11 protein-coding genes are annotated in these 13,300 nt (G+C 69.5%); 7 read left to right on the plus strand and 4 right to left on the minus strand.

Annotated elements, in window-relative coordinates; genetic code table 11:
• Nucleotides 1–12: 12 nt before the first annotated feature.
• The gene (locus BJ980_RS13090) at nt 13–1,341 is read right to left on the minus strand and encodes a glycoside hydrolase domain-containing protein (RefSeq protein ID WP_179502696.1); all 1,329 of its coding nucleotides are present in this window, start codon (nt 1,339–1,341) and stop codon (nt 13–15) included.
• Between the two features lie 153 nt (nt 1,342–1,494).
• On the opposite strand from BJ980_RS13090, the gene purL reads away from it, so the two are divergent.
• Nucleotides 1,495–3,756, plus strand: a complete 2,262-nt coding sequence (gene purL, locus BJ980_RS13095) for a phosphoribosylformylglycinamidine synthase subunit PurL (protein WP_179502697.1) — start codon at nt 1,495–1,497, stop codon at nt 3,754–3,756.
• 83 nt (nt 3,757–3,839) lie between these two features.
• Here the strand turns inward: purL and BJ980_RS13100 are convergent, their stop codons facing one another.
• Nucleotides 3,840–4,649 (minus strand): ABC transporter permease, encoded by an 810-nt coding sequence (locus BJ980_RS13100; protein ID WP_179502698.1) that lies wholly within the window; start codon nt 4,647–4,649, stop codon nt 3,840–3,842.
• The gene (locus tag BJ980_RS13105) at nt 4,646–5,740 is read right to left on the minus strand and encodes an ATP-binding cassette domain-containing protein (protein WP_246279972.1); all 1,095 of its coding nucleotides are present in this window, start codon (nt 5,738–5,740) and stop codon (nt 4,646–4,648) included. Before BJ980_RS13105 ends, BJ980_RS13100 begins: the two co-directional genes overlap by 4 nt.
• A gap of 62 nt (nt 5,741–5,802) precedes the next feature.
• Between BJ980_RS13105 and BJ980_RS13110 the strand changes: the two genes are divergently transcribed.
• Entirely contained in the window at nt 5,803–6,765 is a 963-nt protein-coding gene (locus BJ980_RS13110; protein WP_179502699.1) for a helix-turn-helix transcriptional regulator, read from the plus strand.
• Nucleotides 6,766–6,974: 209 nt separating this feature from the next.
• Here BJ980_RS13110 and BJ980_RS13115 read toward each other — a convergent pair whose 3' ends face one another.
• Nucleotides 6,975–8,363, minus strand: a complete 1,389-nt coding sequence (locus BJ980_RS13115) for a hypothetical protein (protein WP_179502700.1) — start codon at nt 8,361–8,363, stop codon at nt 6,975–6,977.
• Between the two features lie 105 nt (nt 8,364–8,468).
• Here BJ980_RS13115 and BJ980_RS13120 point away from each other — a divergent pair, with 105 nt between their 5' ends.
• The 5 genes from BJ980_RS13120 (at nt 8,469) to BJ980_RS13140 (ending at nt 13,283) form a co-directional block, all read left to right on the plus strand.
• Nucleotides 8,469–8,813 (plus strand): sterol carrier family protein, encoded by a 345-nt coding sequence (locus BJ980_RS13120; RefSeq protein WP_179502701.1) that lies wholly within the window; start codon nt 8,469–8,471, stop codon nt 8,811–8,813.
• A gap of 69 nt (nt 8,814–8,882) precedes the next feature.
• A complete protein-coding gene (locus tag BJ980_RS13125) occupies nt 8,883–10,106 on the plus strand; it encodes an aminotransferase class I/II-fold pyridoxal phosphate-dependent enzyme (protein ID WP_179502702.1) in 1,224 nt (407 codons plus the stop codon).
• An 86-nt stretch (nt 10,107–10,192) separates the two neighbouring features.
• A complete protein-coding gene (locus tag BJ980_RS13130; RefSeq protein ID WP_179502703.1) occupies nt 10,193–11,323 on the plus strand; it encodes a steroid 3-ketoacyl-CoA thiolase in 1,131 nt (376 codons plus the stop codon).
• A complete protein-coding gene (locus tag BJ980_RS13135) occupies nt 11,323–12,162 on the plus strand; it encodes an SDR family oxidoreductase (RefSeq protein ID WP_179502704.1) in 840 nt (279 codons plus the stop codon). Before BJ980_RS13130 ends, BJ980_RS13135 begins: the two co-directional genes overlap by 1 nt.
• Nucleotides 12,163–12,272: 110 nt before the next feature.
• Complete coding sequence (locus BJ980_RS13140; protein WP_179502705.1) at nt 12,273–13,283, plus strand: iron ABC transporter substrate-binding protein; 1,011 nt, start codon at nt 12,273–12,275, stop codon at nt 13,281–13,283.
• Nucleotides 13,284–13,300 lie beyond the last annotated feature (17 nt).

Raw genomic sequence — 13,300 nt, forward strand, 5'->3', positions numbered from 1 at the left:
GTCGGCCGCGACTCAGCGCTTGGAGAGCCCCCGGCCCAGCAGTCGCCAACCTTCGGTGTTGATCACGCCGGACTGACGCGCGTTGATGTTGTCCTGCCACAGCTTCGCGGCCTTCTCGGTGGCGGCGTCGAAGGTCCCCGTGGTCGGGACGTGGTTGGCCGTGGCTGCGGTCAGGGTGCGCTGCAGTCGGCTGATCGCCGGCGAGGTGTGTCCGCGCTTGACGGTGCGGGTGCCGCCGTCGCTGAGCAGCATCATCCAGAACCGTCGTGTCCAGGTGCTGGCAGGCGTGGCGCCCTTGGCGCTCTGGAACTTGTACTGCGCGCGACGGACCCCGACGTCGAAGATCCCGTCGATCTTGCCCCAGTAGAGGCGCTTGGAGCGCAGCAGGCACTGGAGGGCGAGCACCGAGGCCTTGTCGTTGTCGCGGGTGGCCGAGAGCGTGCGGTACGTCGACAGGTTGATGTCCACGCCCGAGCACGTCGTGCCCTCCCGATAGCGGAGCGAGCCGCGACCCAGGCTCATCCAGTTGCTGTCGATGTTGATCGTGGTCGCGCCCCACTTCTCGTTGTGGCCGCCCTTGTACTGCTTGACGCGGCGGTGCGGCATCCAGCCGCTGTTGGAGATGTAGGACGTGGTCAGGTTCGCCTTGCCGTCCCAGCGAGCGATCCAGATCGCGTCGGGGAGCTCGATCACCCGGGGACCGTTGATGCGGACGTCGTCGAGCATCTTGATGCCCGAGGACGCGCTCGAGTAGACGCCCGACTTCCAGCCCTTGTCGTGCAGCCGCTGGGTCCAGGCGTGCAGGAAGCGGATCGCCGACTCGCGGCAGGTGGTCTTGTCGATGTCGAAGGCCTCGAGGTCGTACCAGAGCGTGCTGCCCTTGGTGATGCCGAGACCGGTCGCGGCGGTGATCGCCTTGTCCACCTCGCGGCGTGCCTGCAGCTTGGCCGTGGCATAGGCGTTCCACTTCGAGGCGCTGATCACCTCGTCGTTGCCGTAGCGCGGGAAGGACGTGGAGCAGCTGGCCTGCGGGCCGAGCGTGATCGGGAGCAGGACCCAGCGGTTCGCGAGCTGCTTGGTCACCCAGGTCCTGGTCAGGTTCGGCTGGCTGCGGCAACCACGCGAGTCGCCGGAGATGTAGATGCCGACGGCGGAGAACGGCGAGTTCTCCATCCAGTCGTCCATCGCACTCTGGGTCGGTGCGACGCACTGGTCGAACCCATATCCGGTGAAGTTCCCGGGGGTGACCCGGTTGTCGGCGTGGGCGGGTGCCGCCAGGGCGAACGAGGTGAGCATCGCGCTGCAGATGGCAGCGGACAACAGGGCAATGAGGGGGCGCATCAGGGACTCCAAGGGGAAGGCTCGGGTGACCTTAACCCCACGAGTCACACCCGTAACAGTCCTCGCGTTGAACTACAGATCTGTAATTCATCGGCTCCCGGGTGCCGCGAGACCGGGGCCGCCACCAGACGGCGTACGGCTTAGGATTGCGCCGTGCCTGAGACTTCCCGCCCTGTCCTCGACACCGTCGCTGTCGCCGCCGAAGATCCCCAGCGCGAGCAGCCCTGGTCCGACCTCGGGTTGAAGCCGGACGAGTACGCCGAGATCCGTGAGATCCTCGGCCGTCGTCCCACCAGCTCCGAGCTGGCGATGTATTCGGTGATGTGGTCCGAGCACTGCTCCTACAAGTCGACCAAGGTGCACCTCAAGCAATTCAGCGAGGTGCCGCAGGAGACCCCGGTCGGCAAGATGCTGGCCGGCATCGGCGAGAACGCCGGCGTGATCGACATCGGTCAGGGCTATGCCGTCACCTTCAAGGTGGAGTCGCACAACCACCCCTCGTTCGTGGAGCCCTACCAGGGCGCCGCGACCGGCATCGGCGGCATCGTCCGCGACATCCTCGCAATGGGCGCGCGCCCGGTCGCCGTGATGGACCCGCTCCGCTTCGGCCCGCTCGACGCCGACGACACCCACCGCGTGCTGCCCGGGATCGTGGCCGGCGTCGGTGGCTACGGCAACTGCCTCGGCCTGCCCAACATCGGCGGCGAGGCGGTCTTCGACGAGACCTACCTCGGCAACCCGCTGGTCAACGCTCTCTGCGTCGGCGTGCTCCGCCACGAGGACCTGCACCTGGCCAAGGCATCCGGTGTCGGCAACCAGGTCATCTTGTACGGCGCCCGCACCGGCGGCGACGGCATCGGCGGCGTCTCGGTGCTCGCCTCGGAGACCTTCGACGAGGGTGGGCCTGCCAAGCGTCCCGCCGTCCAGGTCGGCGACCCGTTCATGGAGAAGCTGCTGATCGAGTGCACGCTCGAGCTGTTCGCCGCCAAGGTCGTCGCCGGCATCCAGGACCTCGGCGGTGCCGGCCTGTCCTGCGCCACCTCCGAGCTGGCCTCGGCCGGTGACGGCGGCATGTCGGTCCACCTGGACCGGGTCCCGCTGCGCGACTCCACGCTCTCGCCCGAAGAGATCCTGATGAGCGAGTCCCAGGAGCGGATGATGGCCGTCGTCGAGCCCGACGACGTCGCCGCCTTCATGGCGATCTGCGCGAAGTGGGACGTCGAGGCCGTCGTGATCGGCGAGGTCACCGACACCGGTCGCCTCGAGATCGACTGGCACGGCGAGCGCGTCGTCGACGTACCCCCGCGCTCGGTCGCCCACGACGGACCGACCTACAACCGCCCCTACGCCCGCCCCGAGTGGCAGGACGCGCTCCAGGCCGATGGCGCCGAGGCGCTTGCCCGCCCGGGGACCGGTGACGAGCTCAAGGCCACGCTGCTGCAGCTGATCGCCTCGCCGAACCTGTGCGACAAGTCCTGGATCACCGACCAGTACGACCGCTACGTCCAGGGCAACACCGTGCTCGCGCAGCCGTCCGACTCCGGGATGATCCGCGTCGACGACCAGACCAACCTCGGCGTCGCCGTCTCCACCGACTGCAACGGTCGCTTCGCCAAGCTCGACCCCTATGCCGGTGCGCAGCTGGCGCTGGCCGAGTCCTACCGCAACGTGTCGACCGGCGGCGCGGTGCCGATGGCGATCTCCGACTGCCTCAACTTCGGCTCGCCCGAGGACCCGGACGTGATGTGGCAGTTCGCCGAGGCCTGCCGTGGCCTCAAGGACGCCTGCCTCGAGCTCGGCATCCCGGTCACCGGCGGCAACGTGAGCCTCTACAACCAGACCGGTGAGACCGCGATCCTGCCGACCCCGGTGGTGGCCGTCCTCGGTGTGATCGAGGACGTCACCAAGCGCACCCCGACCGGCTTCGTCGCCGAGGGCGAGCAGATCTTCCTGCTCGGCCAGACCCGCGAGGAGCTCTCCGGCTCGGAATGGGCACACGTCGTGCACGGCCACCTCGGGGGTCGACCGCCGGTCGTCGACCTGGCCGCCGAGCGGGCACTGAGCCAGTTGCTCGTCGCCGGCACCGGGCTGCTCACCTCGGCCCACGACCTCTCCGACGGTGGCCTGGCCATCGCCCTGGCGGAGTCCGCGATCCGCAACGGCATCGGCGCCTCGGTGGCGCTCGCCGGCGACGCGTTCGTCGACCTGTACGCCGAGTCCGCAGCGCGGGCGGTCGTCACCGTGCGTGACACCGACGCCGACGCCCTGGTCGCCCTGGCCGAGCAGCACGGCGTACCCCTCACCCCGCTGGGTCGCACCGGCGGTTCCGTGCTCGCCGTCGAGGGCCAGTTCGAGGTGCCTGTCGCCGAGGTCCGTGAGGCCTGGACGGCGACGTTGCCGGCTGCCCTGGCCTGATCCTCACTACCGGCGTTCCACGCCCACAGTTCCCCGACCGGATACCCGGTCGGGGAGCTGTGGCGTTCAGGCCGACAACCGGGTCAGGACGAGTTGCGCATCGCCCGCAGCCCGATCCCGATCCCGAGTGCTGCCACGAGGCCCGCACCCAGGAATCCCTGGCCGATCGTGGCCATCGGCCAGTCCCCGGCGAAGAGCGCTCGGCTCGCCTCCACCACATAGGTCAGCGGGTTGAGGTCGGAGGCGGTCTGCAGCCATCCCGGTGCACCGTCGAGGGGGAGCAGGATCCCGGCCAGCAGCAGCACCGGGAAGATCACCGTCTGCTGGACGGTCCAGAAGACCCACTCGTTGTCCTTGGCGGCGAGGGCCAGGGCGAACGACAGCGACCCGATGCCGATGGAGAAGAGCGACAGGAGCGCCACGGCGACGAGCACTCCCGGCAGGTGCAGGTCGAAGCTGAACGGCGTCACGATGACCAGGATGATCGCCGTCTGCATCAGCATCGGCACGACCTCCTTCAATGCTCGCCCGACCAGGAGTGCCGAACGGTTCAGCGGCGAGACCAGCAGTCGCTCGTGGGAGCCGGTCATCATCTCCGTGGTCAGCGCCGACCCGGTGAAGGACGCGCCCATCAGGCAGGTCATCGCCACAATCCCGGGCACGAACCACTGCAGGGCCGACCCGTCCGGGGTGCTCGGCAGCAAGGGGGCGAAGAGGCCGAGGAAGACCAGCGGCTGCACCATCGCGAAGAGCACCGAGGCCGGTTCCCGCACGAGTGGCTTGAGCTCGCGGGTCATCACGTTCCACGTGTCGGCGAGGAAACCGGGATCCTTCGTGGGAACAGCGCGCGGGGTGGTCAGGGTGCTCGGGTCGGTGGTGGTCAGGGTGCTCATGCTGCGGTCTCCTCGGTGGCGGTGGGCCGGTTGTTGTTGTTGGGCCCGTCGTTGTTGGGCTCGTCGTGCGTGGTCGAGTCATCGGCAGTCGGGGAACCCGCGCCCTCCGAGGCCTCCCGCAGGCTGCGTCCGGTGAGGTCCAGGAACACGTCGTCCAGCGTCGGCCGGGAGACCTCCATGGAACAGGCCACGACGCCGCGCGAGTGCAGGTCATGGATCAGGTGCGGCGCCAGCTCGTGGCCACCGGTCACGCGGAGCTCGACGGCCGCGCCCTCACGGCGTACGACGGCTCCCGCCACGCCTCCGGCCAGGTTGCCGGCCCGCTCCGCTGCCACGCCCGCGTCCTCGGCGTCGGTGAAACCGAGCAGGATCCGATCACCCAACCGGGACTTGAGGGAGAACGCGGTGTCGTCGGCGATCACGCTGCCGTGGTCGATCACGATCACCCGCTCGGCCAGGGCGTCGGCCTCCTCGAGATAGTGCGTGGTGAGCACGATCGTGGACCCGGTCTCGGCATGCAGCTTCTGCACCAGTGACTGCAGGTTGGCGCGGTTCTGCGGGTCCAGTCCGGTCGACGGCTCGTCGAGGAAGAGCACCCGGGGTGTGTGCACCAGCCCCATCGCTATGTCGAGGCGTCGGCGCTGTCCGCCGGAGAGCGTCATCACCGTGCGGTCGGCGACGGCCGAGAGGTCGAGGTCGGCGACCAGCTCGTCGGCGCGAGCGCGCGCCGACGCCCGCGACAGGCCGTGGGCCCGCCCCTGCGAGACGAGCTCGTCACGCCCGCGTTGCTGGTGCCCCGCGCCATTGCCCTGACCGACGTAGCCGATCGAGCGGCGTACCTGGCGCTGCTCGTCGACCACATCGTGTCCCGCCACGCTCGCCGTTCCGGAGGTCGGTGGGATCAACGTGGTCAGCATGCGCAGCGTGGTCGACTTCCCTGCGCCGTTGGGGCCGAGGAAGGCGACGAGCTCGCCCTGCCCGATCTCGAGATCGAGGCCGCGAACGGCCTCGACCGTGTGGTTGCGTGTGGTGAACGTCCGGGTGAGGTTCTTGGTGACGATCACTGGTCCGGTCATCTGGTTCGGTGTCATGTCCCGAACGATTCCGTGGCTTGCGGCCACATCTTGACCGCAATCAGATTTACTCTGGATCCATGTCCACCAGCGCCCGCATGTTGCGTCTCCTCTCCCTGCTGCAGACCCACCGTTATTGGCCCGGCGGCGAGCTCGCCGATCGGCTCGAGGTCAGCCCGCGGACGCTGCGCCGCGACATCGATCGGCTGCGCGAGCTCGGCTATCCGGTCGACGCCGCTCGCGGGGTGACCGGTGGCTACCAGCTCCAGGTCGGCACCACGTTGCCTCCGTTGCTGCTCGAGGACGACGAGGCCGTCGCGATCGCGGTCGGTCTGCGTACCGCCGCGGCCGGTGCTGTCGCCGGGGTCGAGGAGACCTCGCTGCAGGCACTGACCAAGCTGATTTCCCTGATGCCGCCACGGCTGCGTCGTCGGATGGACGCGCTCACCTCGCAGACCATCCCTGCCCCGTCCCATGCTCCGCCGATCGACGCGGCCACGCTCACCACGCTGGCCCAGGGCTGCCGGGACTCCGAAGCGGTGCGCTTCGGCTACACCGCGCGCGAGTCGGACCCCACCCGTCGCCACGTCGAGCCGCACCGCCTCGTCTCGATGGGCCGCCGGTGGTACCTCGTCGGCTATGACCGCGACCGCCAGGACTGGCGTTCCTTCCGCGTCGATCGAGCCAGCGACGTCGCCCTCACCGGTGCCCGCTTCCGCCAGCGGGAGCTGCCGGCCGAGGATGCGCTCGCGTTCGTGCGCAGCGGCTTTCGCCAGATCCCGAGGCGGCACGACGTCCGGGTGCGGTTCGCCTGCGACGCGGCCACGGTGGACGCCGTGGTCGGCCGATGGGGAGATCTCGTCGAGAGCGAGGGATCGACGGTGCTGACGATGCAGGCCGACGACCTCTTCTGGCCGCTGGCGGTGCTGGCCTCGGTCGACGCCGAGTTCACCGTTGAGGAGCCCGAAGAGCTGCGCGAGGCGGTACGTCGTACCGCCTCGCGCTTTGCTGCTGCGGGGGAGCGTCCTCGAGCGACCAACTGATGGGTTGGGAGCTGGGGCGGAACCAACTGATGGGTTGGGAGCCGGGGCGGAACTAACTGATGGATTGGGAGCCCCCGAGGGCCCGATTGAGCGACCAAAGCATCAGTTACCTGGCAGGGGCCGCCCAACCCATCAGTTACGCGGCACCGACCCCGCCCAACCCATCAGTTACGCGGCACCGACCGCCCAACCCATCAGTTGCGCGTCAATCAGTCGATGACCTGATCGGTCGTGGCGTCGTCGTCGAGCCAGCCGTCCTGGTCCTCGTACTCGAAGTGCTCGGCGGCTGCGTCCTTGTCGCCCTTGCCGCGCCCGCGTCCGGCAGCACCGCTACCGGGGAGCATCCCGCGGCCCGCGGCACCGGTCGAGCGGCCACCGGGCGCGCCGCGCCCGCCGCTGCCGGGAACGCCCTTGCCGTTCGCGCCACCGGTGCCGGGCATCATCGGGGTCCGGCCGCCGGCTGCGCCACGGATGCTGGCCGAGCCACGACCGGACGAGGTGGTGCCTCGGCCGGAACCTGCGGCGCCGCCGCGACCTGCGCCGCCGCTTCCGGGAACCATCCCGTTGCGACCCAGGGCGCCACTCGCCGCGCCACGGGCGCTCGCCGAGCGACCCAGGGTGGCCTTGGTGGACTTGGCCGGCGCATTGGTGCCCGGCGTCATGCCGCGCCCCGACATCGCTCCGGGCCGGCTGGCCGCGATCGCACCGGCACCGGCCACTGCCGCTCCGCCGATGGCACCGGCGACGCCCGGTCCGACGCCCGCGGTGCTGCCCGTGCTCGGCTGTACCGAGGGGCCCGGCGTGCCGGTCGTCGGGACCTGGCCGGGGGTCGGCCCCTGAAGGTTGCCGGTCTCTGTCTCCGGGTGCGGGTTGATCGTCGGAGGCGTCGTCACGACAGGGGGCTGCTGGGTCGGCGGGGTCGAGTGGATGCCGGTGTCGACGACCTGGCTCTGGCTGCTCTGGGCCAAGGTCGCGTGCGGCCGCGAGCTCGGGACGCTCTGCCCCTGTGACAACGGCCCGCTCGGGGAGCTTCCCGTCGGCTGGGGACGGTCCACGGGCGGTTCGCCCGCGATCTCGCGGAAGACGTCGCTCGAGGAGGTGACCCTGGACTCGAAGTCGCGCAGGATCTGCCCGGCGCGGGCGTTCCGGTTCTGCTTCTGCTGCTCGTGGACGAGCTTCTGCGCCGCTCCGGAGAGGCTCACCGCCGCCACGGGGCCGGGTTCGGCCACGGTGACCGTGGGCATGCCGCCCCAGCTGGTCCGGGCGTCGTCGATCGCGGTGAGCACGTTGTCGAGCGCGGTGACCGCCTTGTCGACCTCCGCGATCCGGGGCTCCAGCGAGTCCACCACCGCCATGTAGGCAGCCGCGGCCCTGTCGCCCGGCCCGTCGCCGTTGCTCTGGCCGAACAGGGTCCGCAACGAGTCGGCCTGGGTCTTGAGGTCGTCACGTGCCGAGACCAGGGAGGTCTTCCCCTGCTTCCAGCGGTCCCTGGTCTCCTCCAGGGACGTCGTGCCAGCCATGAAGATGCTGTAGAGCTTCTCCTCGTTGGGGCCACTCCATGTGCGGGGGCCACCTCCACCGTCACTGATCGTGTACATGCTGGGGTGATTCCTTCCGCCGAGTCAGAGAGCCCTCGCTGGCTCCGGAATAGTCGATACCCGACCTCGTGGGAGCCAAACCCCGCGAGCGGGGATACTTGGAGGATGGCACGACGACTGGTCCCGGCGGAACCCTCCGCGGTGGCCCTGGCCCTCTCCCGACGCGAGCCTGCGGACATGCGGCTGCTCACCAAGCACTTCCTCGCGGTGCTCGAGCAGCGCGCCCCAGGAAACTCGGTGGAGGTGCGCGTCCCGCCCTGGGCCGCGGTCCAGGTGATCGAGGGCGTGCGGCACAAGCGGGGTACGCCGCCTGCCGTCGTCGAGCTCGATCCGGCGACGTGGGTGGCCCTCGCCGTGGGGGAGGAGACCTTCGCCGACGCCGAGGGCGATGGTCGGGTCCGGGCGAGTGGTGAGCGGGCCGACCTGACGGCATACCTGCCCCTGGCTTGAGGTCCGCGGCTCGGGACTTCCGGTGAAACTGCTGCGACAGGGCACCCATCGGCCTGCGATCATGGGGCGGTGCGCCGAATCAAGCAGAGCCAGAAGCTGAAGAACGTCCGCTACGACGTGCGGGGACCGATCCTGGTCGAGGCCCAGCGCCTCGAGGCCATGGGCCACCGCATCCTCAAGCTGAACATCGGGAACCCGGCCCCGTTCGGCTTCGAGGCTCCGGCGGCCATCGTCGCCGACATGGTGCACCACCTGCCCGAGGCGCAGGGCTACTCCGACTCCCGCGGCATCTTCTCGGCCCGCACCGCAGTCGCGCAGTACTACCAGTCCCGCGGGCTCCAGGACGCGCACGTCGACGACATCTTCATCGGCAACGGCGTCTCGGAGCTGATCTCGATGGTGCTCCAGGCCTTCGTCGACGACGGCAACGAGATCCTCGTGCCGGCACCGGACTATCCGCTGTGGACCGGCGCGGTCAGCCTCTCCGGCGGCACCCCGGTGCACTACCTGTGCGACGAGGAGAACGGCTGGATGCCGGACCTCGAGGACATCGAGTCGAAGATCACCGAGAACACCCACGGCCTGGTGATCATCAACCCGAACAACCCGACGGGTGCGGTCTACAGCGAGGAGACCGTCAAGGCGCTGGTCGACATCGCTCGGCGCCACGACCTGGTCATCTTCAGCGATGAGATCTACGAGAAGATCCTGTTCGGCGACGCGGTCCACCACCACACCGCCGCCTACACCGACGACGACGTGCTGTGCCTGACCTTCAGCGGTCTCTCGAAGGCCTACCGGGTCTGCGGCTATCGCGCCGGTTGGCTGATGGTCTCGGGGCCCAAGCACCTGGCCGAGGACTTCCTCGAGGGCCTCACCCTGGTCGCCAACATGCGGATGTGCGCCAACGTCCCGGCCCAGCACGCGATCCAGACGGCGCTCGGCGGCTATCAGTCGATCGAGGAGTTCATCGGTCCCGGCGGGCGGTTCTACGAGCAGAGCATGCTGGCCCACCGGATGCTCAACGACATCCCCGGCGTCTCCTCGGTCGAGCCCAAGGGCGCGCTCTACTGCTTCCCGAAGCTGGACCCCGAGGTCTATCCGATCAAGGACGACCAGCAGTTCGTGATCGACCTGCTGCGCTCCAAGCACATCCTGGTCACCCACGGCACCGGCTTCAACTGGCCCACCCCGGACCACTTCCGCCTGGTCACCCTGCCCGACGTGACCATGCTCGAGGAGGCGATCGGCCGGATCGCGGAGTTCCTGGCCGAGATCCGCGCCACAGCCTGAGCTTTCCGCTGGGCGGGAGAGACCCACGCGCCGATCCCGCCGCGGATCTAGCGTCGCCACACATCGTCTCTTCCAGGAGGACCCCTGTGGCAGCACCCGTGATCGTCGACGCCGCTCGTACGCCGTACGGCAAGCGGGGTGGAGCCCTGTCCGGGATCCACGCCGTCCAGCTCCTGGCCGGAGCCCAGCGGGACATGGTGGCGCGTGCCGGGATCGACCCGGCCGAGGTCACCGAGGTGATCGGCGGCTGCGTGACCCAGGCCGGCGAGCAGTCGAACAACGTGACCCGCTTCGCCTGGCTGCACGCCGGACTGCCGGAGGAGACCGGCGCGACCACCCTGGACGCCCAGTGTGGCTCGGCCCAGCAGGCCGTGCACCTGGTCTCCGCCCAGATCGCGGCCGGCCACTACGACCTCGGAATGGCCTGCGGTGTCGAGGCGATGTCGCGGGTGCCGCTGCTCTCCAACCTCGGCGAGGTCGGCAAGCCCCGCCCGGAGGACTGGACCGTTGACCTGCCCGCACAGTTCGAGGCGGCCGACCGGATCGCCGTACGACGAGGCCTGTCGCGCGCCGACCTCGACGCCTTCGGGGCCCGCTCGCAGCAGCGTGCCCGGGCGGCCTGGGACGAGGGTCGCCTGGACCGCCAGATCCTGCCGGTGACGCTGCCCGACGGCACCACGTTCACCCGCGACCAGGGCTTGCGCGAGACCACCGTCGAGGGACTCTCCGGACTGCGCGCCATCCGTGAGGACGGCCTGCACACCGCCGGGACCTCCTCCCAGATCTCCGACGGCGCCACCGTCGCCGTGATCGCAGCCGAGGACCGTGCCCGCGAGCTCGGCCTCACCCCGCGGGCCCGGATCCGGGCCCAGGTGCTCGTCGGCGCCGAACCGCAGTTCCTGCTCGACGGCCCCGTCCGGGCGGCCGAGCGGTTGCTGGCCCGGACCGGTATGACGATCGGCGACATCGACCTGTTCGAGGTCAACGAGGCCTTCGCTGCCGTGCCGATGTCGTTCGCCCAGGTGCACGGTGTCGACCACGACAAGCTCAACGTCAACGGCGGCGCGATCGCCCTGGGCCACCCGGTCGGTTCGACCGGGATCCGGTTGATCGCCGCGCTGATCGACGAGCTGGAGCGCCGCGACCTGTCGATCGGCATGGTCGCGATCTGCGCCGGTGGGGCGCAGGCGACCGGTGCGATCATCGAACGCATCTGATGACCGCCGCACCCCGCGGCCACGCGCTGGTCACCGGTGCCAGCAGGGGCATCGGCTGTTCGACGGCCGAGGCCCTGGCCGCAGCCGGCTTCGACGTCGCCTTCACCGCGCGCACCGTCAACGAGGGCGAGGGGACGGTGCCGCCACGCTCGTTGCACGGGTCCCAGGAGGCGATCGCGGTTCCCGGCAGCCTGGCCACCACCGAGTCGTTGATCCGTCGCCACGGCGTACGGGCGCTGCCGGTGCCGATGGACCTGACCGACACCGATTCGGTCGCCGCAGCCGCCAAGACGGTGCTCGACACCTGGGGCGCGCCCGCAGTCCTGGTCAACAACGCCTTGCTGCACCTGCCCCAGGCTCGCTTCCTCGAGCTCAGCGTGGACACCCTGCGCGCCTCGCTCGAGGCCAACATGGTCGAGCAGGTGCGGCTGACCCAGATGCTGTTGCCGGCGATGATCGCCAACGGTGGGGGAACCGTCGTCAACCTCTGCTCCGGCTCCGCGACCCACGACCCGCGTGCCGCCCCCGGCGAGGGCGGATGGAGCCTGTCCTACTCGGCTGCGAAGGCTGCCTTCGGCCGGATCGCCGGTGCGATCAACGCCGAGCACCGCGGCGACGGGATCCGCGCCTTCAACATCGAGCCCGGCTTCGTCGTCACCGAGGCCGGTGCTGCGCGGGGCGGGACCGATTCGGTCAGCGCGACCGGCTTCGCCGGTTCACCGGTGGACGCCTCGGGGCGGGTGATCGTCTGGCTGGCCACGGCTCCGGGCGCCGAGACCGAGCGCTTCCTGGGCAAGGTGGTCAACGCGCCGCGCCTGGCCGAGGACCTCGCCGGCTGAAGCTGGCCAAACGTCTGGTCGAGCGCCTGGCCGAGCGTGGCTTTCGTCACTTTGCGTACAGAACGGACAAAGGACTAAGGTTAGGCGTGCCTAACGCGAATGGAAGTCCGATGAAGAAGCAGCGCCTGCTCACCGTCCTCGCACCCCTGCTGATGATCAGCGGCCTGCTCACGGCCTGCGGTGGGGACGACGGCCCCTTCATCACCGTCTACAACGCGCAGCACCAGGAGCTCCTCGAGGAGATGGCGCCGATCTTCGAGAAGGAGACCGGCATCGAGGTCAAGCTCCGCAACGGGAAGGACTTCGAGCTCGCCAACCAGCTCGTCGCCGAGGGCAAGTCGTCGCCGGCCGACGTCTTCCTGACCGAGAACTCTCCGGCGATGTCACTGGTGGAGTCGAAGGGCCTGTTCGAGCCCCTCGACGAGAAGACCCTGGCGCTGATCCCCGAGCAGTACCGTCCCGCCAGCGGAGCCTGGACCGGCTTCGCGGCGCGTTCCACCGTGCTGATGTACAACAAGGAGCAGATCGCCGAGAAGGACCTGCCGACCAGCATCCTCGACCTCGCCGATCCCAAGTGGAAGGGCAAGGTCTCCTTCTCCCCGACCGGGGCCGACTTCCAGGCGATCGTCTCGGCCGTCCTCGAGCTCAAGGGCGAGGCAGCGACCAAGAAGTGGCTCAAGGGCCTGGCCGCCAACGGCGAGGTCTACGACGGCAACAACATCGTGATGCAGTCCGTCAACGACGGCGAGACGGCAACCGGCATCGCCTACCACTACTACTGGTTCCGCGACCAGGGCGAGTCGGGCGAGAACAGCGACCAGACCGCCCTGCACTTCTTCGGCAACCAGGACCCGGGCGCGTTCCTGAGCATCTCCGGCGCGGGCGTCCTGAAGTCGAGCAAGAAGCAGAAGGACGCGCAGGCGTTCGTGAAGTTCCTCGCCGACGAGGCCGGCCAGCAGGCACTTGCCGACAGCTATGCCCTCGAATATCCGCTCAACCCCGACGTGCAGCTCGACGACTCGGTCAAGGCCTTCACCGAGCTCGAGCCGCCGAGGGTGGACGTCTCCGCGCTGAACGGTCCCACGGTCATCGAGCTGATGCAGGACGCCGGACTGCTCTGAGCCCCTCGGACATGACG

Origin of the sequence: Nocardioides daedukensis (assembly GCF_013408415.1) — a bacterium.
Classification (GTDB): Bacteria; Actinomycetota; Actinomycetes; order Propionibacteriales; family Nocardioidaceae; genus Nocardioides; species Nocardioides daedukensis.